Consider the following 18,268-nt stretch of genomic DNA (forward strand, 5'->3'; position numbering starts at 1 on the left):
AACTTCTCACCCGAGAGTCCCCCCGGGCGCTGTCTCACCGATGCCTGACAAGAATAAATGGCCGCCGCGCGTGTCACTGCGGCGGGGGTGCCGGGGGTCACGTGCCCGGTCACGGCTCGCGCCGGCCCGGGCGGTCGTCGTCGTCCGGGGTGTCGGCGGTGTCGGTGGGGTCGGTGCCCGCGTCGAGGGCATCCCACAGCACCCGGTCCGACAGCGGCGCGGCGCCGTCGGACTTGTTCACCTGGGCGCTGGCGTCGGCCCGGCGGAAGACCGGGTTGTCGTACTTGCCGGACAGCTGGGCGGTGGTCTCGGCCCGCCTGGTCAGCAATACGCCCGCGGCCAGGGCGCACGCCGCCGCCAGCACCGACAGCACGGCCGGGAAGACGTGGGCTTCGGCACCGGTGACCGTCGCCCGGCCGGGCAGCTCGGCGAGCGTGCCCGCCCGTTCGGCGGTTCTGCCCGCCCCGATGGTCAGGGCGAAACCGGGAACGGCCGCCACCGCGGCGACCACCGCGACCACCACACCGAGGAGCTGACGCAGTACGCCCTTCACCGCGAACACGGCGGCGATCGCGGCGACGAGCACCAGTGCGAGCGGAGTGAGCGCCCCGAACCAGGTGCCGCCGACGAGGTTGTCGGTGCGGGGTTCGGTGAGGCCGTCGGCCGACTGCACCGTCACCCACGTCATCCGGGACGACGCCCACAATCCAGCCGCCGCCACGGCCAGCAAGATCACCGGAACCACCGGTTTGGCGGCAGGTGCGGCCACTTGCGCGCCCGCTGTAAGGCCGTCGCCCTTCACGCCGCTGTCGCCCGCTGCGCCGCCGTCGACCGCCGAGCCGCTATCACCCACCGGGCCAACGACACGCGCTGAGCCGCTGTCACCCACCGAGCCGCTGTCGCGCGCCGGGTCGCTGCCGTTCGGTGTGTCGGCGTCCCGCGCACTCACTCGGCGCCGCCCTCATAGGTGCGCAGGGTCTTGGCGGCCGCGATCGCCTTGAGGACCGCCATGGCCTTGTTGCGCGCCTCGGTGTCCTCGGCGACGGGGTCGGAGTCGGCGACGACGCCTGCGCCCGCCTGGACGTAGGCGGTGCCGTCTTTGAGCAGGGCGGTGCGGATGGCGATGGCGGTGTCGGCGTCACCGGCGAAATCGAGGTAGCCGACCACGCCGCCGTAGATTCCGCGCCTGGTCGGTTCGAGTTCCTCGATCAGCTCCATCGCGCGCACCTTCGGCGCACCGGACAGGGTGCCCGCCGGGAAGCACGCGCGCACGGCGTCGAGCGCTATCTTGCCTTCGGCCAGCTGACCCGACACCGTCGACACCAGGTGCATCACGTGGCTGTAGCGCTCCACGTGCCGGTACTGGGTGACGCGCACCGTGCCGGGACGGCACACCCGGCCCAGATCGTTGCGGCCCAGGTCGACGAGCATGAGGTGCTCGGCGTTCTCCTTGTCGTCGGCGAGCAGGTCCTTCTCGAGCAGGATGTCGTCCTCGGCGCTCGCTCCGCGCCAGCGGGTGCCCGCGATCGGATGTGTCGTGGCGACACCGTCTTTCACGGTCACCAGCGATTCCGGGCTCGAGCCGACGATGGAGAACGCGGTGCCGCCGTCGCCGTCGGGGATGTGCATCAAGTACATGTACGGGCTCGGGTTCGAGGCCCGCAGCATCCGGTAGACCGCGAGCGGAGAGCCGGTGTAATCCATTTCGAAGCGCTGCGAGAGCACCACCTGGAACGCCTCGCCCGCCTCGATCTCCTTGATGAGCCGACGTACGCCCGAGCAGAATTCCTCGGTGGTCCGCCTGCGCAGGTAGTCGGGTTCGGGCTGGTCGAAGACCGACACCGTCGACGACGCGGGGGTGGCCAGCGCGGCGGTCATCCGGTCGAGCCGGGCCACGGCGTCGTCGTAGGCGGCGTCGACGTGTTCGTCGGTGCCGTTCCAGTTCACCGCGTTGGCGATCAGCGTGATCGCGCCCTCGTGATGGTCGAAGGCGGCCAGGTCTGTGGCCAGCATCAGCACCAACTCGGGCAGCTGCAGATCGTCCTCGGCCAGCTCGGGCAGTCGCTCGATGCGGCGGACCGCGTCGTAGCCGAGATAGCCGACCATGCCACCGGTGAGCGGAGGCAGCCCGGGTAGCCGTTCGGTGCGCAGCAGTTCGAGGGTTTCGTGCAGCACGCGCAGCGGGTCGCCGCCCGAGGGCGCGTCGGCGGGGACGGTGCCGAGCCAGGCGGCCACACCGTCGACGACCGTCAGTGCCGACGGGCTGCCCGCGCCGATGAACGACCAGCGCGACCAGGAGCGCCCGTTCTCGGCGGACTCGAACAGGAAGGTGCCCGGCCGGTCGTCGGCCAGTTTGCGGTAGGCCGAGAGCGGAGTCTCGGAGTCGGCCAGCACCTTTCGGGTCACCGGGACCACCCGGTGCTCGGCGGCGAGCAACCGGAACTGCTCGCGGGTGGTGGTGGTCGGTGTCGGCGCGCCCTGCATTCGGCCATCATCCCAGGCGCCGCGACGTGGCCGCATCCTGCCCCGACCACCCCGCCGAAGGCGGTCACGACCGGGCGCCGAATGCGGTCGTGACCGGCATCACTACACTCGCGCGCGTTCCATGTCGCATGCGGTATCCCTTCTTCCGAGAGGAGCCATGTTGAATCCCTCGCATCAGGGCGCACAGATGGGCAGGCAGGCCCCTGTGTCGCAGCACTACAACGGTCCTGGGCAGCAGTCCGCGGCGAGCGCGCTCACGTCGTTCGTCACCTACGCCAAGGCCATGCAGGATCTGGACGAGAAGTCGTTCCCGGTCGAATACGAAGCGCACCGCGATCGTCTCCTGAAGCTGGAGCCGATGCTGCGCGTGCACGGCATCCTCGACGTGATGGAGATCCGCAACCCGGAGATCAAAGCGCTGTTGCGGATTCCCTAGAGCCGCAGGGCTGGTCGAGAGGCGGGTCCCCGTTCGCGTCCGTGAACGGGGACCTTTTGCGCTCGGGCACCGGCCGTTAGGGTCGTGCGCATGCAGCCAGGTCAGACCGCGCCCCCGTTCGAACTTCCCGATCAGTCCGGCGAACTCCGTTCCCTCGACGCCCTGCTGGCAGGCGGGCCGCTCGTCCTGTTCTTCTACCCGGCCGCCAACACTCCGGTCTGCACCGCCGAGGCCTGCCATTTCCGGGATCTGAACGCCGAGTTCGCGGCCCTCGGTGCGTCGTGTGCCGGGATCAGCACCGACAGTGTCGAGGTGCAGGCCGGTTTCGCCGGCAAGCAGCGGCTCGACTATCCGGTCCTTTCCGACGCAGACGGCGAGGTCGCGGCCGGTTTCGGCGTCAAGCGCGGACTGCTCGGCAAGTTGGCCCCGGTCAAACGGCACACCTTCGTCATCGATACCGATCGCACGATCCTGAAGGTCGTCACCGGTGAACTGCGCGCGGCCGTGCACGCCGACGAGGCGTTGCGCTTCCTGCGTGAACGGGCGAAATCCGCCGGATAGCGAGGAGAAACGCCGGGCACGGATCGGTGCCCGGCGCCGTCGGCGCACCTACGCTGAAGCAATGACATCCGGCGAAGTGCGGTCGAGCGGTCAGAAGTCCACAGCTACCGTGTGGCGCAACCGGGCGATCATGATCCTGGCGACAGCGGTCGTGCTGGTGATCGCCTATTTCATCCTGGCCTCGTTCATCCCACGATGGTGGGCGCAGCGCTTGGCGAGCCTCGTGCACGGCAGCTTCACCCAGGGCATCTGGTGGGGCCTGGTCTACGGCCTGGTGTTCACGCTGGTGCCGTTGCTGCTGTTGCTGCTCGCGGTGCGGATGTGGAAGCGCAAAGGCGGCAAGTTCATCGCCGGGGTGGCAGTCGTCATCGCGCTGCTCGGCTCCCTGCCGAACCTGATGACGCTCACCATCGTGCTCGGTGGCAACAATGCGGCGCACGCCGGTGAACGCATCCTCGATGTCGACGCGCCCGCGTTCCGCGGTGCCTGCCTGGTCGGTGCGATCGTGGCCGCGATCATCTTCGCCCTGGTGCTCGGTCTGATGGGTAAGCGGGGCATCAACCGCCGCCGGGCCGCCAAGGCCACCCCCGAACCGACGGTCCCGCCGCAGGAGTCCCGCGAGTACTGATGCTTCGATGACGCGTCCCGGGTTGTGAGTGACCTCACGACCCGGGCGATCCAGCGGACGCCACAGCGACGTCGTGGCAAACTCGGTCCGGTGCGCGTCCCTCTCCTCTATCCGTGCCGCCCGACCGCGAGGCGGCCTCAGCCATGACCCGATGGCTGGATCCGGTTGAACAACGCGCCTGGCAGGCGGTAGTCGCCCTGATGACAAGGGTTCCGGCCGCCCTCGACACCCGGTTGCAGCGCGAGTCCGGGCTCACGCATTTCGAATTCCGGGTGCTGAGCCTGCTGTCGGAGGAAGCCGGGCACCGGATGCAGCTCAGTGATCTCGCCCACAAGGCAAATGCTTCGCTATCGCGACTGTCGCATGTGGTGTCGAAACTGGAGCGACTCGGCTGGGCGCGCCGCGATTCGGCGGCGGGCAGACGCGGGGTGTACGCGGTGCTCACCGACGACGGTTTCGAGAAGGTCGTCGAGGCAACGCCCGGATATCTCGAGGCCGTGCGCAAGCTGGTGCTCGACGGTCTCGACTGCGCTCAGACAGCACAGTTGGCCGCCCTCGGCGAAAGCCTGTCCAGCCAATTGGACCATGTCCTCGCCGAGGGGTGCGACTAGACCTCGAATCCGGTTCAGCCGAACGTGCGCCGGTAGTTCCGCGGGCTGACGCCGGTGGTGCGTTTGAAGCGCTCCCGGAAGGCGGTGGCCGACCCGAAACCGACCTGGGCGCTGATCCGTTCGACGGAATGCTGTGTGGTTTCGAGCAGATGCTGTGCCTGCCGGATCCGGACGCGGTGCAGCCATCGCAGCGGGGTGGTTCCGGTGTGTTCGCGGAAGCGCCGGATCAGCGTGCGGGTGCTGGTTCCGGCCCGCTCGGCGATATCGGCGAGGGTGAGGTCCTCGGCCAGGTTCTCCTGCAGCCAGGTGAGCAGCGTTTCGAGCTCACAGCCCTGCGGTGTCGGGATGTGGTCGTGGACGATGAACTGCGCTTGGCCGCCTTCGCGTTCGAGCGGCATCACCGACAGCCGGGCGGCGTGCGCGGCCACGGCCGAGCCGTAGTCACGTCGAATCATGTGCAGGCACAGGTCCATCCCCGCCGCGGCGCCCGCCGAGGTGAGGAACTGGCCGTTGTCGACGTAGAGGACGTCCGGGTCGACGTCGATGTCGGGATGGGTGGTGGCCAGTGCGCCTGCCGCATGCCAGTGGGTCGTGGCGCGCAGCCCGGCGAGCAGGCCCGTGGCGGCCAACGGGAAGGTGCCGACACAGATGGACGCGATACGGGTGCCCTCGGCGGCGGCCGAGCGTAGTGCCTCGCGGACGGCGGGTGAGAGCGGCGCCGTCGGATCGGCGATGCCCGGCACGATGATCGTGTCCGCGTTCCGGAGGCCGTCCAGGCCCCACGGGGCGCGCAGGGTGAAGGCGCCCGCGTCGACCTCGGCATGCTCGGCGCAGACCCGCACCTGGTAGCCGGGTCGTCCGTCGGGCAGCCGGGTCCGCGAGAACACCTCGATCGGAGTGGACAGGTCGAACGGGATCACCTTGTCCAGTGCCAGGACGGCGACGGTGTGCATGGCCCGAGAGTACCGAGGTTGGCATTTTCCCGTCGAAACCTGTCGCCAGTGCCACTGGGCTCTCGCGGCGAGCACCGGTTGACTGTGGGATGTCCAGCGGATATCGATGCGAGGGAACTCATCCATGCATATTCAGATCGTCCTTTTCGACGGCTTCGACCCACTCGATGCCATCGCTCCCTATGAAGTGCTGTACGCGGGCGGCGTGGCGTCCGACGGTGCGGTCACCGTCGAGCTGGTCTCCGCACAGGGCCCTCGTGAGGTGATCAGCGGCACCGGCGGACTGACGTTGCGCGCCACCGGCACCCTCGACCCGGAACGTGCGGACATCGTTGTGGTACCCGGGGCTTCGGGCCGGGTGGGCGACCTCGCCGAGGTGCCGGAAGCAGGTGCGGGCGAGTGTGAACCGGACCAGCCCATCCCGATGCTGCTCGGCCGCACGCTGAGCACCGAGTTGCCCGCGCTGCTCACGCAGGCGATGCAAGCCCCAGACGTCACGGTCGCCACCGTCTGCGGAGGCTCGCTGGTCCTGGCCATGGCCGGCCTGCTCGAAGGCCGTCACGCCACCACCCACCATCTCGGCCTGGATCTACTCGACGCCACCGGCGCGCACGCGGTCTCGGCCCGGGTCGTGGACGACGGCGACCTGGTCACCGGCGCGGGTGTCACCTCCGGCCTCGATCTCGGCCTGTATCTGCTCGAGCGCGAGCTGGGGCCCCGGGTCGCGCATGCCGTCGAAGAGCTCTTCGCGCACGAGCGCCGCGGCACCGTCTGGCGCGCCGACGGTCTGACACCGACCGCCTTCTGAGCACCGAACCATTCATCGAACAGTCAGGAATCGCATCAGCATGTCCTTCACAGGCACCTGGAACATGTCCATCGCCACCCCGATCGGCAAGATCGACGCCGTGGTCGAAATCCGTGAGCAGGACGGGATACTCACCGGTGTCGCGCGCGGAGCAGGCGAGGACGTGCCACTCACCGAGCTCCGCGCCGACGGCGATCGGCTCACCTGGAAACAGGCCGTCACCAAACCCCTGCGGCTGAACCTGACATTCGACGTCACCGTCGACGGTGACACCCTTCGGGGAACCTCCAAAGCCGGGCGCCTGCCGTCGTCGAAGGTCGTCGGCGAACGACGCCGCTGACGCTCAGTCGCCCTGCCTGCGCACCATTTCCGCGATCCAGGTGGGTGCGAACGGCGAGGTGCAGCCGGGCGAGGTCGGATAGTCGGCGAGGGCCTCCGGCACGGTCACCTCAGTCGGCCTCGCGTGCGAGCAGCACATCGGTGTCGAAGCAGGTGTGGGTGCCGGTGTGGCAAGCCGCACCTTCCTGATCGACGATCAGCAGCACGGTGTCACCGTCACAGTCGAGCCGCACCTCGTGCACGTACTGCGTATGCCCCGAGGTCTCCCCCTTCACCCAGTACTGCTGGCGCGAACGCGAATAGTAGGTGCCCCTGCGGGTTTCGAGGGTGCGGGCCAGGGCCTCGTCGTCCATCCAGGCCATCATCAGGACGTCTCCGGTCGACTTCTCCTGCGCGATCGCGGCGACGAGCCCGGCCTCGTTGCGTTTGAGGCGAGCGGCAATAGCAGGATCCAGACTCATCCGTCGTTTATAACAGCTCGATCGCCACCAGCAGTTCGACGAGGTCGTTGACGCTGCGCACATTGCGTCCGGTGAGTTCCTGGATGCGGCCCAGCCGATACTTGGCGGTGTTGAGGTGGATGTGCAGGGCGTCGGCGGCTTCGCGCAGGTTCATGTCGGCGGCGGCGAACGCGCGGACGGTGTCGGCGAGGGTGCCGCCCCGGGCGCGGTCGTCGGCGAGGGCGGCGCCGACGCGGGGGTCGACGAGCTGACGGGTGGTGTCGTCGGCGCGCAGCAGCAGGTACCGGAACGGCGTCATCTGCGGCAGCGCGAGCACGCCACCGTCCTCGGGGAGCAGGGCGAGGGCGGCCCTGGCCTGGCGGTGCGCCCGGGGGATCTGGCCGACCTCGGTGACCGAGGTGCTCACTCCGACGGCCAAGGCCACACCGTCGGCGGCGAGTTGTTCACGCAGCGCCCGCAGTCGTTCGCACAGTTGCTCGGCCGACCCGTCGGGTCGCAGCGCCGGGATCGCCACGATCTCGGTATCGCGCACCACCGACAGGGTGCGCAACCCGTTGACACCGGTGCGTGCCAGCGCGGCCGACACCACTTGCCTCGTCTCACACAGGGAGTCGGCCGTCGGCGCGGGATCGAGAACCATCGCGGTGACGACCACCAGCGGCGCGGCCCGTTCGGCGCCGATCCCGTGCGCGGTGGCCACGGACAGGTGCGGTCCGCTCGCGGGCAGAGCACCGTCGAGCAGGGAATCCATGAGTGCCTGGCCGTCGCGGCTCGATTCCGCGGTGACGTACTGCTGGAATTCCAGGTAGGCGTCGGTGGCCTGGGTGCTGATCAGGTCGGTGTAGCGGGCCAGCGGTCCGGCCAACGACAACACCGCCTCACGTCCCGCGTCGGTGTCGCCCGCGTGGGCGAGCAGCGATTTCCAGATCGCGCGCTGACCCAGCCGGAACGCGGCGATGTAGTCGACCAGCGGCAGCCCGCAGCGGGCGCGGCGGGCGGCGGCCTGCCTGGCGTAGGAGACGTCGGCCGGGGTGACTCGTTTGTGTTCGAGCAGGGCACCGAGCCCGGTGCGGCTGAGCCGGGCCAACTGGTCGTGCACGTCGGCGAGGAACCCCGGGTCGGCGGTGCCGTAGCCGGGCAGTTCGACGCGCAGCTTGGCCATCACATCGTCGGCGATCTCGTCGGCGTGCTCGTAGGCGCACCCGACGATCCGGGCGCGCTCGGCGTGCACCGGGTCGGAGTAGCCGAGCAGTTGTGATCCAGCTGACATGTCCGGGGAGTTTGCAGCGCCGCGTTCGAAGTGTCAACCAGATCACACTGTCCGCAGCGGACGAGGCGTGGCCGAAAACTTGGTCCACAACGTCCGATGTGGGTGTTGACCAGCGCTCTTAGTGTTCCTCGCATGCTCGACATAACCCACCTGACGGTGCGCTTCGGCGGGATCACCGCCCTGCAGGATGTGGGGTTCACGGTCGCCGCGGGCGAGATGGTCGGTCTGATCGGGCCCAACGGCGCGGGCAAGACCACCCTGTTCAACTGCCTCACCCGGCGCAACCGTCCCACCTCCGGCACCTTGCGCTACCTCGACACCGACCTGACCTCGGTTCGCCCCGATGCGCTGGCCGGCCTCGGCATCGCCCGCACCTTCCAGAACCTCGGCCTGTTCGCCCGGATGTCGGTGCGCGACAACGTGCTCGTCGGCACCCATCACCGCACGCGCGGCGGATTCGTCTCGGCGGGGCTGCGGATGCCGTGGGTCGGCCGGGAGGAACGACGACTGCGCGCCGACGCCGACGAACTGCTCGAGCGACTCGACCTCACCGCCGTCGCCGACCACCCCGCCGCCGGGCTGCCCTTCGGCACGCTCAAACGGATCGAATTGGCGCGCGCCCTGGCGGTGCGGCCCCGGCTGCTGCTGCTCGACGAGCCGGTGAACGGGCTGAGCCACGGCGAGGTCGACGAGTTCGCCGAACGTCTTCGTGCCCTGCAGGCCGAGCTCGACCTCACCGTTGTCGTCGTCGAACACCACATGGGATTCGTGATGAACACCTGTGACCGGGTGGTCTGCCTCGAGTTCGGGCAGGTGATCGCCGAGGGCGAACCCGAAGCGGTGCAGAGCGATCCGGCTGTCGTCCGCGCCTATCTGGGGGCTGCCTCATGAGCGAATTCCTGACCGTCACCGACCTGTACGCGGGGTACGGCGCGGCGAAAGTGCTGCACGGCGTGAGCTTTTCGGTCGCCGAAGGCGAAGTGTGCGCCATCCTCGGCCCCAACGGCGCGGGCAAGACCACCCTGTTGCGCGCGCTGTGCGGCATGGTGAAAGTGCGTGGCGCCCTGCGCTTGAACGGTGACGAGGTGGCCGGACGGGCACCCGAGGCGATGGCCCGGCTCGGGGTCGCCCACGTGCCCGAGGGCCGCGGCACCTTCGCCCCGCTCACGGTGGAGGAGAACCTGCGCCTCGGCGCCTACTCACGACGCGACCGCGCGGGCGTCGAGTCCGACGTGCGCCGCGTCTTCGACTACTTCCCGATCCTGCGCGACAAGCAGCGCGACCCGGCGGGCGGGCTGTCCGGCGGTCAACAGCAGATGCTCGCCATCGGCCGGGCGCTGATGCTGCGCCCACGACTGCTGCTGCTGGACGAACCCTCGCTCGGGCTTTCCCCGCTGGTCACCCAGGAGCTGTTCGGGATCGTGCACACCATCAACGCAGAGGAACGCACCACCGTGATAGTCGTCGAACAGAACGCCCACCTCGCGCTGGGTGTCGCCCATCAGGCACATGTGCTCGAGACGGGCCGGATCGTCCTGTCCGGCAGCGCCGCCGAGATCAAAGCAGACGAGCAGGTCGTCCGCTCCTACCTCGGATACCGGGTGCGGCCGTGACCGAATTCGTACAGCAGCTCGTCGAGGGGCTCTCGGCGGGCGCGATCTACGCGGGGCTGGCGCTGGCCCTGGTCCTGATCTACCGGTTCACCGGGGTGGCCAACTTCGCCCAGGGCGAGCTGGCCATGTTCTCGGCATTCCTGGCCTGGCAGCTGAGTCAGGTGATGCCCTTCTGGGCGGCACTCGTCCTCACGCTGGTGATCTCGTTCCTCGCGGGCATGGTGATCGAGCGGGTGGTGATCCGGCCGGTCGAAGGCAAATCGGAGATCACCCTGGTGATCGTCACGGTCGGTTTGTTCTTCACGGTGCACGCGGCAGCGGGCTGGATCTGGTCCTACCAGGTGAAGTCCTTCCCGAATCCCTTCCCGGACGGCGCATTGCGCGTGGCCGATGTCAGTGTGGGGTACGGCAGTCTGGGCATCTTCGCCGTCGTCGGACTGGTGATGGCCCTGCTGTATCTGCTGTTCCGCTACACCGCGATCGGGTTGGCGATGCGGGCGGTGGCGTGTAATCCGCAGTCCGCCAGGCTCGTCGGCATCCGGGTCGGCACCGTGCTCTCGCTGGGGTGGGGACTCGCGGCGCTGGTCGGGTCGGTGTCGGGCGTGCTGTCGGCGCCGCTGCTGTTCCTCGATCCCAACATGATGAGCGGCGTCCTGATCTACGCCTTCGCGGCGGCGACGCTCGGCGGGTTCGACTCCCCCGGCGGCGCGGTGGCGGGCGGTCTGATCGTCGGCGTCGCCGAAACCCTCACCGGCGCCTACGTCGACGCGATCGGCACCGAACTCAAGATCGGTGTGCCGCTGGTGATCATCCTGGGCGTGCTGTTGGTTCGCCCCCAAGGTCTGTTCGGACACGCGGCGGTGGAACGGGTATGAGTGACGTGAAAATCTCGGCAGCGAATCCTGTAGCACCCCAGGCGGAACCGGCACGTCCGGGAATCCGTGTCCCCCGGCTTCCGCTGGTCTGCACGGTCGCGGTACTCCTGCTCGCGTGTGCCGCACCGTTCCAGCTGGTGCCATTCCACACCTTCCAGCTGGCGATGGCCATGATCTACGCGGTCACCCTGCTCGGGCTGAACCTGCTCGTCGGTCACACCGGCCAGATCTCGCTCGGCCACGGCGCGTTCTTCGCGATCGGCGCCTACACCGCCGCGATCGCGATGCACCGGTGGGACACACCGTATTCGGCGACGATCCCGTTGGCGGCGGTGATCACCTTCGTGCTCGGGTTCGCGCTCGGGATCCCGGCGTTGCGCCTGCGCGGGCTGTATCTCGCACTGGTCACCCTGTCGATCGCGATCTTCCTGGTCCCGTTGCTGAAACGGTTCGACGGACTCACTGGCGGCTCGATGGGGCTCGGCGTCGACAAGCCGGTGCCGCCTGCCTGGACCGGGCTCGCCGAGGACCAGTGGCTGTACTTCCTCGCGCTGGCCGTCACCGTGCTGAGCTTCGTGCTGGTCGCCGGGATGCTGCGTTCCAAAGTCGGTCGCGCCCTGCACGCGGTGCGCGACAACGAGACCGCCGCCGAGGTGCTCGGGGTGAACCTGGCGCACTACAAGACCCTGGCCTTCGCCTGGAGCGCGCTGCTGGCCGGCGTCGCGGGCTGCGTCTACACCTGGGTGATCGCCTTCGTCTCCCCCGACTCGTTCGCGCTCACCCTGTCGATCACCCTGCTGGCCGGGCTCGTCGTCGGCGGACTCGGCACCACCTGGGGGCCGGTGCTCGGCGGGCTGTTCGTGATGTTCGTGCCGAGCTTGGCGCAAGACGTCAACCAGGCCGCACCCGGCGTCATCTTCGGACTGCTGATCATCGCGGTCATGTACCTCGCACCTCAGGGACTGGCCGGTCTGGCCACCCGATGGGCGCACTGGCTCGGACAACGCGTCCGGAAAGGGAGAACTCATGCGCACTAGGACAATCCAGTGTCTCGGGGTGGCCGCCGCACTGGTCGCCACGCTCACCGCGTGCGGTGGCCGCAACGCCGACACCGGGACCGTCGGCGAAGGCGATTGCCGAGGTCAGCAGACCACCGGCATCACCGACAGCACCATCAAGCTCGGCGGCGTGTACCCGCTGTCGGGTCCGGCCTCGGCCTACGGCGAGGTGCCCAAGGGCATCAAGGCCTACTTCGACTACGTCAACGCCGAGAAGGGCGGCATCGGTGGACGCCAGGTGGAATACCTCGTCCGCGACGACGGCTACCAGCCGCCCAAGACTGTCGAGGAGACCCGCCGACTGGTCGAACAGGACCAGGTGTTCGCGGTCTTCCAGACCCTCGGCACCGCCACCTCCTCGGCGGTGACCGACTACCTGGGCCAGCGCAAGGTGCCGCAGGTGTTCGTCGCCACGGGCGCCACGAAGTTCGGGTCCGAGGACAACCCGTGGACCATCGGCTGGCAACCCAGCTACCGCACCGAGGGCCTCGCCTACGCCGAGTACGTGAAGAAGCAGCGCCCCACCGCGACCGTCGCGGTGCTGTACCAGAACGACGACTTCGGCAAGGACCTGCTCGCCGCGTTCCGCGAAGGCGCCGAAGGCAGCGGGGTGAAGGTGGTCGCCGAGCAGAGCTTCGAGGTCACCGACCCCACCGTCGACGCGCAGGTCCGCAACCTGGCCAACTCCAAAGCCGATGTGATGCTGAACTTCTCGACGCCGAAGTTCGCCTCCCAGGCGCTGGCCGCCGACGTGCGCAACACCGACTGGAACCCGCTGCACGTGCTCACCCAGGTCTCCAACACCATGGCGACCCTGCGCCCGGTCGGCCTGCCGAATATCCAGGGCACGGTGAGCGCGGCGTTCCTCAAGGACCCCGCCGATCCGCGCTGGGCCACCGACCCCGGTATGCAGACGTTCAAGACCGAACTCACCCAGTACGCGCCCGGCGCCGACACCGAGAACCAGCACGCGATGGCCGGCTGGGCGATGGCGCAGAGCTTCCACAAGACCCTCGAAGCGGCGAAGTGCCCGACCAGGGAGGGCCTGCGCGATGCGATGCGCTCGCTCGACAACGTCTCCGCCGACCTGATGCTGCCCGGTATCAGCATGAAAACCGGTGCGGGCGACGGCTTCCCGCTCGAGGCGGTCGGCATCCAGACCTTCGCCGGCGAGCACTGGTCGCTGACCGAGGGCCTGATCGATACCTCCGGCAAGTAGTCCCGTGCCGCGAGGCACAAGTTCACCCACGATCGATGAGGATCACCATGAAGATGTCAACCACGCTCGCGACGGCCGCCATGACGGCGCTCGCCCTGTGCGTCGGCAGTGCGAACGCCCACGCCGAGCCGACCCAGACCGAGGTCCACTACGAGATCAGCAGGCAGGGCGACGCGGCCGTGCTGTCGACGAACGACGGCAAACTGCAGGTCGTCGACGGTCAGCTCGTGCTCACCACCGAGGCCGATGTGCCCGTCGCGGCGCTGCCGCTGTCGTACCGGATGGACGACAAGGTCTTCCCGATCGCGGCGACGATCGACGGTGACCGCGCCACCCTCACACCATCACGTGACGGCGGCACACCGGCCGAGGCGGCCACGAACGTCATCAGCCAGGATGCCGCGGTGCAGCAGATCACCGAATCCTTCACCCCCCGTGACCAATCCGCGCTCGGTGTGCTCGCCCAGCGGCTCACCATCGGCAGCGCGGTGGCCGCCATCATCGGCGCCGTGGTCGGCGGCGGGGTGGGCTGTCTGGTCGGCGGTGCGGCCGGTGCGACGATCGCCAGCCCGGTGATCGTGCTGCTCGTGCCGTGGGTGGGCGCCACCGTGGCGGGATGTGTGCTCGGCGCGGCCACGCTCGGCGCGGTGGGCGGGATGGTCGGGCTGGTCACCGTCGGTGGTCCGCTGGCCTTGTTCGCCGCCTACCAGTACTTCTCCACCATCCTCGCGCCGTGCCCGGCCGAGCTGGGCGCCTACTGCAAGGACCCCGCGGTACCCGCGCCCGCGAAGTAGATCTCGTCCGCTGCCGGGCCGCGAACACGGGGGTGTTCGCGGCCCGGCCCGTGCGCACAGGCGCGCCGACAACAGGGGAATCGCTGATGCGCAGAACAGTTTTCGACGCCGAACTGGTCGCCTTCCGGGCCACGATCCGCGCCTTCATCGAAGCCGAGGTCGTCCCGAGCTTCGGTCGCTGGTACCAGGACGGTCTCGTGCCGCGCGAATTCTATTACCGGCTCGGGGACCTGGGGGTCTTCGGTCTCGAGGTGCCGGTGGAGTTCGGTGGTGCCGGGCGTGACTCGCTGGCCTATCGTGGCGTGCTCGCCGAGGAGATCGCCAGGGCCGCTGTCTCCTTCGGTGGGGCAGGCGCGCACCTGGGCCGCTGCCTGCCGTTGATCACCGCGCTGGCCACCCCGGCGCAGCAGGCCAGGTGGCTGCCGGGGATCGTCAGCGGCGACACGATGTTAGCCCTCGCGGTGGCCGAGCCGGGCACGGGCACCGAACCGGAGGGGATGCGCACCACCGCGCCACTGACCGCCGAGGGCAGCTATGTGCTGAACGGTTCGAAGACCTATGTCATCGGTGGGGTGCACGCCGATCGGGTCATCGTGTGCGCCCGCACCGCACCGCCGCGGCCCGACGACCCGTCCTATGGTCTTTCGCTGTTGGTGGTCGATACGAGCGCGGCCGGTTTCCTGGTGGGCAGGCGCCTGGACACGTGGGGCCGCAAGGTCGGTGGCACCGCCGAACTCACCTTCACCGATGTGCGAGTCCCCGCCACCGACCTGCTCGGCGACCCACACCGAGCCGCCGCGCACCTGGCCGCCCAACTGCCGCAGCAGCGACTGAATATCGCGCTCGGCGCCTACGCCCGGGCCAAGGCGGCCATCCGCTTCGCCCGCGACCACACCCGCGACCGGCTTCCGGTCGCGCGCCCCGTCGCCGCCGTCCAGCACAGCAAGTTCGAACTGGCGGGCTGCCGAGCCGAGGTGGATGCGATCGAGGCCGTGATCGATCGCGCGCTCGCCGCCCACGACAGCGCCGCACTCGACCCGGCCCACGCCGCCTCCGCCGAGCTCTTCGCCACCGAGACCGCGACCCGGGTCATCGACCGCTGCCTCCAACTACACGGCGGCGCGGGCTATCTCACCGACTCGCCCATCGCCCGCCTCTACGCCGACCACCGCGTGAATCGCCTCCAAGGCGGCGACACCTCCGACACCCTGCGCACCGTCATCGCCACGGACATGGGTCTGTAGCACCGACGACGGAGACCGCCGAGGGTCGGCGCCGGGTCAGCGGACGGTGATGCCGTCTGCGCGCATGGCATCTTTGACCTGGGCGATGGTGAGGTCGCCGAAGTGGAAGACGCTGGCGGCGAGCACCGCGTCGGCGCCCGCGTGGACGGCGGGCGGAAAGTGTTCCACCGCGCCCGCACCGCCGCTGGCGATCACCGGAACGTGCACGGCGGCGCGGACGGCGGCGATCATCGGCAGGTCGAAGCCCGCCTTGGTGCCGTCGGCGTCCATGGAGTTGAGCAGGATCTCGCCGACGCCGAGTTCGGCGCCGCGCACAGCCCATTCGACGGCATCGATACCGGTACCGCGCTTGCCGCCGTGGGTGGTGACCTCCCAGCCGGACGGGGTGTCGGGCTGCCCGTCGGGCACGGTGCGGGCGTCGACCGAGAGCACGATGCATTGGGAACCGAAGCGCTGCGACATCTCCGAGAGCACCTCGGGGCGGGCGATGGCGGCGGTGTTCACCGAAACCTTGTCGGCACCGGCGCGCAGCAGGCGGTCCACGTCCTCGACCGTGCGCACCCCGCCACCGACGGTGAGCGGGATGAAGATCTGTTCGGCGGTGCGGGTCACCACGTCGAGCATGGTCGCCCGGTCGCCGGTGGAGGCCGTCACGTCGAGGAAGGTGAGTTCGTCGGCGCCCTGGGCGTCGTAGGTGGCGGCCAGTTCCACCGGATCACCCGCGTCGCGCAGGTTCTGGAAGTTCACGCCCTTGACCACCCGGCCCGCGTCCACATCGAGACAGGGGATCACGCGGACGGCCAGCGTGCTCTGCTGTGTGCTGGTACCCATCGTGTTCAACCTCGTTCTTCGTCGCTGACCGCGCAGATCATGTCAAGGAGTTCTTCGTGCACACCGGGTGCGGCGGCGAGCACCGAGCCGGAGGTGATGGTCCACGGCTCGCCCGCCAGATCGGTGACCACCCCGCCGGCGGCCCGCACCAGCGCGACCCCGGCGGCGTTGTCCCACGGATGGTGACCGAACACCACCGCGCCGCCGAGCACACCGGAGGCCGTGAACGCCAGGTCGATTCCGGTGGCGCCGTGCATGCGGACCCGGGAGGACAACCGGCTCAGCGCGCCGAGCAGGTCGAACCGGAACTGGCCCGGGATGCGGCCGGCCGAATCCAGGTTGAACGCGCCGAAACCGATCATGGCCTCGCCGAGTTTGCCGGGCGCCAGCGGCGGCAACGCCACCCCGTCGAGATACACCGGACCGCCGCGGACGGCGGCGTACCGGCGGCCCAGCCCGGGCAGCCAGGTCGCCCCGATCACCGGTTCACCCTCGTGCACCAGGGCGAGCAGGATGCCCGACATGGGATGTCCCACCGAGTAATTGAAGGTGCCGTCGATCGGGTCGAGCACCCAGGCCGTGCCCGACGTCAGCTCCGGCCCGCCGAATTCCTCACCGTGCACCGCGATTCCGGTGCGCTGCCGCAACTCGGCGGAGATGGTGCGTTCCAGTTCGAGGTCGAGTTCGGTGGCGAAGTCGTTGCGGCCCTTGGCCACCGCGCTCGGCGCGCCGACACCCTCGAGATAGCGCGGCACCACCCCGTCCAGCACCTGGGTGGCGACGGCCAGCAGGTCGGTGAGTTCGGCGGTGCTCGGCGCGGTGGTCATGGCGAGGTCAGCGCACCGCGGCCAGGGCTTCGGGCAGCGTGAACCGGCCCGCGTACAATGCCTTGCCGATGATGGCGCCTTCGACACCCTCGTCGGTGAGGCCGGCGATGGCGACGAGATCGTCGAGCACCGAGATGCCGCCGGAGGCCACGACGGGCGCCTCGGCGGCATTGGCCACCTGGCTGAGGAGTTCGAGGTTGGGGCCGGTGAGCGTGCCGTCCTTGGAGACGTCGGTGACCACATAGCGTGCGCATCCGTCGCGTTCGAGGCGCTCGAGGACCTCCCAGAGGTCGCCGCCGTCGGTCACCCAGCCGCGGCCGCGCAGCCGCCATTCGCCGTCGATCTGCTTGACGTCGAGCCCGACCGCGATCCGGTCGCCGTACTCACCGAGTACGCGGGCACACCACTGCGGGTTCTCGATCGCCGCGGTGCCGATGTTCACGCGCGCGCAGCCGGTGGCCAGGGCCGCCTGCAGCGAGTCGTCGTCGCGGATACCGCCGGACAGCTCGACCTTCACGTCGAGTTCGCCGATCACCTGGGCGATCAGTTCACGGTTGCTGCCCTTGCCGAAGGCCGCGTCGAGGTCGACCAGGTGCACCCATTCGGCACCGGCCTCCTGCCACGCGAGGGCGGCGTCGCGGGGCGACCCGTACCCGGTTTCGCTACCGGCCTCCCCCTGTACGAGGCGCACGGCCTCCCCATTGGCGACATCGACCGCGGGCAACAGCACAAGACTCACGCCGATCAGACTAGTAGGTCTTGCTCCGTGGGCCCGCAACGGTCCTGGCGGGTGCGCTCCGCGTCACTCCAGTCGCTGCGGCCGCATGCCGGAATCGCGCGCCAGGTCATGTGCCACAAGTTTGCCCGATTTCCGAAGGCCATTAGCCAGCTATGCGCCAGACCTTATGTGATCGATCGAACAGACGTGGTTGACCTGCGGAAACATTCCGTTTACCAAGTATTAATGGTGATAATCACCACGCGGAATCAATTAGCAATTCGTTTCCCGCATCGATTAACTTTTCGTTTTGTCGGCAGGAACACCAACCCCTACCGAGTTCATCGCCGCACCTCCCCTTTGCGTTACCAGCCTGTGATTGCAGGCACCGAAAGGAAATCTCATGACTCGCAAGACCCTCGCTGTTGCCGGTGCCCTCGCCATCGCCGTGCTCGGTCCCGCCGCCGCCGCCAACGCCTTCACCGGCTCGGCCGCCGCCGCCACCGGTTCCGCCGCCCTCGGTGCCACCGGCTCGGCC

At 69.1% G+C, this 18,268-nt stretch carries 21 protein-coding genes and 1 pseudogene; 13 read left to right on the top strand and 9 right to left on the bottom strand.

Features of this window, described 5'->3' with window-relative positions:
• Window positions 1–109: 109 nt before the first annotated feature.
• Together NI2_RS30560 and NI2_RS30565 are read right to left on the bottom strand one after the other, a co-directional pair.
• Window positions 110–802, bottom strand: coding sequence for a TIGR02234 family membrane protein (locus NI2_RS30560; RefSeq protein ID WP_174552254.1), 693 nt, complete (start codon window positions 800–802; stop codon window positions 110–112).
• 143 nt (window positions 803–945) lie between these two features.
• Window positions 946–2,484: an anthranilate synthase component I gene (locus NI2_RS30565; protein ID WP_067498131.1), complete on the bottom strand. Its 1,539-nt coding sequence runs from the start codon at window positions 2,482–2,484 to the stop codon at window positions 946–948.
• A 157-nt stretch (window positions 2,485–2,641) separates the two neighbouring features.
• Between NI2_RS30565 and NI2_RS30570 the strand changes: the two genes are divergently transcribed.
• The 4 genes from NI2_RS30570 (at window position 2,642) to NI2_RS30585 (ending at window position 4,720) form a co-directional block, all read left to right on the top strand.
• Window positions 2,642–2,920, top strand: coding sequence for a hypothetical protein (locus tag NI2_RS30570; protein ID WP_067498134.1), 279 nt, complete (start codon window positions 2,642–2,644; stop codon window positions 2,918–2,920).
• A 90-nt stretch (window positions 2,921–3,010) separates the two neighbouring features.
• Entirely contained in the window at window positions 3,011–3,481 is a 471-nt protein-coding gene (locus NI2_RS30575; RefSeq protein ID WP_067498136.1) for a peroxiredoxin, read from the top strand.
• Window positions 3,482–3,542: 61 nt separating this feature from the next.
• Entirely contained in the window at window positions 3,543–4,109 is a 567-nt protein-coding gene (locus NI2_RS30580; RefSeq protein WP_067498139.1) for a permease, read from the top strand.
• A 143-nt stretch (window positions 4,110–4,252) separates the two neighbouring features.
• On the top strand, window positions 4,253–4,720 hold the full coding sequence (locus NI2_RS30585; protein ID WP_067498142.1) for a MarR family winged helix-turn-helix transcriptional regulator: 468 nt from the start codon (window positions 4,253–4,255) through the stop codon (window positions 4,718–4,720).
• 14 nt (window positions 4,721–4,734) lie between these two features.
• On the opposite strand, the gene NI2_RS30590 is transcribed toward NI2_RS30585, so the two are convergent.
• Entirely contained in the window at window positions 4,735–5,673 is a 939-nt protein-coding gene (locus tag NI2_RS30590) for a GlxA family transcriptional regulator (RefSeq protein ID WP_067498145.1), read from the bottom strand.
• 124 nt (window positions 5,674–5,797) lie between these two features.
• Here NI2_RS30590 and NI2_RS30595 point away from each other — a divergent pair, with 124 nt between their 5' ends.
• On the top strand, window positions 5,798–6,481 hold the full coding sequence (locus NI2_RS30595) for a DJ-1/PfpI family protein (protein WP_067498148.1): 684 nt from the start codon (window positions 5,798–5,800) through the stop codon (window positions 6,479–6,481).
• A gap of 40 nt (window positions 6,482–6,521) precedes the next feature.
• Window positions 6,522–6,821 (top strand): hypothetical protein, encoded by a 300-nt coding sequence (locus NI2_RS30600; RefSeq protein ID WP_067498151.1) that lies wholly within the window; start codon window positions 6,522–6,524, stop codon window positions 6,819–6,821.
• Window positions 6,822–6,824: 3 nt separating this feature from the next.
• On the opposite strand, the pseudogene NI2_RS34250 reads toward NI2_RS30600, so the two are convergent.
• From NI2_RS34250 to NI2_RS30610, 3 genes and pseudogenes are all read right to left on the bottom strand, one after another.
• A pseudogene (locus NI2_RS34250) lies at window positions 6,825–6,917 on the bottom strand (DNA alkylation repair protein); the annotation flags it as partial.
• A gap of 13 nt (window positions 6,918–6,930) precedes the next feature.
• Window positions 6,931–7,281: a phosphoribosyl-AMP cyclohydrolase gene (gene hisI / locus NI2_RS30605; RefSeq protein ID WP_067498155.1), complete on the bottom strand. Its 351-nt coding sequence runs from the start codon at window positions 7,279–7,281 to the stop codon at window positions 6,931–6,933.
• A 7-nt stretch (window positions 7,282–7,288) separates the two neighbouring features.
• Entirely contained in the window at window positions 7,289–8,551 is a 1,263-nt protein-coding gene (locus NI2_RS30610) for a PucR family transcriptional regulator (RefSeq protein ID WP_067498158.1), read from the bottom strand.
• A 132-nt stretch (window positions 8,552–8,683) separates the two neighbouring features.
• Here NI2_RS30610 and NI2_RS30615 point away from each other — a divergent pair, with 132 nt between their 5' ends.
• The 7 genes from NI2_RS30615 to NI2_RS30645 all read left to right on the top strand — a co-directional run bounded on the left by NI2_RS30615 (window position 8,684) and on the right by NI2_RS30645 (window position 15,354).
• Window positions 8,684–9,442, top strand: a complete 759-nt coding sequence (locus tag NI2_RS30615) for an ABC transporter ATP-binding protein (RefSeq protein WP_067498161.1) — start codon at window positions 8,684–8,686, stop codon at window positions 9,440–9,442.
• Window positions 9,439–10,164: an ABC transporter ATP-binding protein gene (locus NI2_RS30620; protein WP_067498164.1), complete on the top strand. Its 726-nt coding sequence runs from the start codon at window positions 9,439–9,441 to the stop codon at window positions 10,162–10,164. The genes NI2_RS30615 and NI2_RS30620 overlap by 4 nt, the downstream gene beginning before the upstream one ends.
• Window positions 10,161–11,039, top strand: a complete 879-nt coding sequence (locus NI2_RS30625; protein ID WP_067498166.1) for a branched-chain amino acid ABC transporter permease — start codon at window positions 10,161–10,163, stop codon at window positions 11,037–11,039. Before NI2_RS30620 ends, NI2_RS30625 begins: the two co-directional genes overlap by 4 nt.
• Window positions 11,036–12,076, top strand: coding sequence for a branched-chain amino acid ABC transporter permease (locus NI2_RS30630; RefSeq protein ID WP_067498168.1), 1,041 nt, complete (start codon window positions 11,036–11,038; stop codon window positions 12,074–12,076). Before NI2_RS30625 ends, NI2_RS30630 begins: the two co-directional genes overlap by 4 nt.
• Window positions 12,066–13,316: an ABC transporter substrate-binding protein gene (locus NI2_RS30635; protein ID WP_067498170.1), complete on the top strand. Its 1,251-nt coding sequence runs from the start codon at window positions 12,066–12,068 to the stop codon at window positions 13,314–13,316. Before NI2_RS30630 ends, NI2_RS30635 begins: the two co-directional genes overlap by 11 nt.
• A gap of 47 nt (window positions 13,317–13,363) precedes the next feature.
• Complete coding sequence (locus NI2_RS30640) at window positions 13,364–14,110, top strand: DUF8020 domain-containing protein (protein WP_067498173.1); 747 nt, start codon at window positions 13,364–13,366, stop codon at window positions 14,108–14,110.
• Window positions 14,111–14,196: 86 nt separating this feature from the next.
• Window positions 14,197–15,354 carry an acyl-CoA dehydrogenase family protein gene (locus NI2_RS30645; protein WP_067498176.1) on the top strand — a complete coding sequence of 386 codons (1,158 nt, stop codon included), beginning with the start codon at window positions 14,197–14,199 and terminating at the stop codon, window positions 15,352–15,354.
• Between the two features lie 36 nt (window positions 15,355–15,390).
• Here NI2_RS30645 and hisF read toward each other — a convergent pair whose 3' ends face one another.
• Genes hisF through priA form a run of 3 tightly spaced genes read right to left on the bottom strand, consistent with a single transcriptional unit; the run spans window position 15,391 to window position 17,751 of the window.
• Window positions 15,391–16,185, bottom strand: coding sequence for an imidazole glycerol phosphate synthase subunit HisF (gene hisF / locus NI2_RS30650; RefSeq protein ID WP_067498179.1), 795 nt, complete (start codon window positions 16,183–16,185; stop codon window positions 15,391–15,393).
• Between the two features lie 5 nt (window positions 16,186–16,190).
• Entirely contained in the window at window positions 16,191–17,012 is an 822-nt protein-coding gene (locus NI2_RS30655; RefSeq protein WP_067498181.1) for an inositol monophosphatase family protein, read from the bottom strand.
• Between the two features lie 7 nt (window positions 17,013–17,019).
• Window positions 17,020–17,751, bottom strand: coding sequence for a bifunctional 1-(5-phosphoribosyl)-5-((5-phosphoribosylamino)methylideneamino)imidazole-4-carboxamide isomerase/phosphoribosylanthranilate isomerase PriA (gene priA / locus NI2_RS30660; protein ID WP_067498184.1), 732 nt, complete (start codon window positions 17,749–17,751; stop codon window positions 17,020–17,022).
• Between the last annotated feature and the right edge of the window lie 517 nt (window positions 17,752–18,268).

The organism is Nocardia ignorata NBRC 108230 (genome assembly GCF_001612905.1).
In the GTDB taxonomy this organism is placed as follows: Bacteria; Actinomycetota; Actinomycetes; order Mycobacteriales; family Mycobacteriaceae; genus Nocardia; species Nocardia ignorata.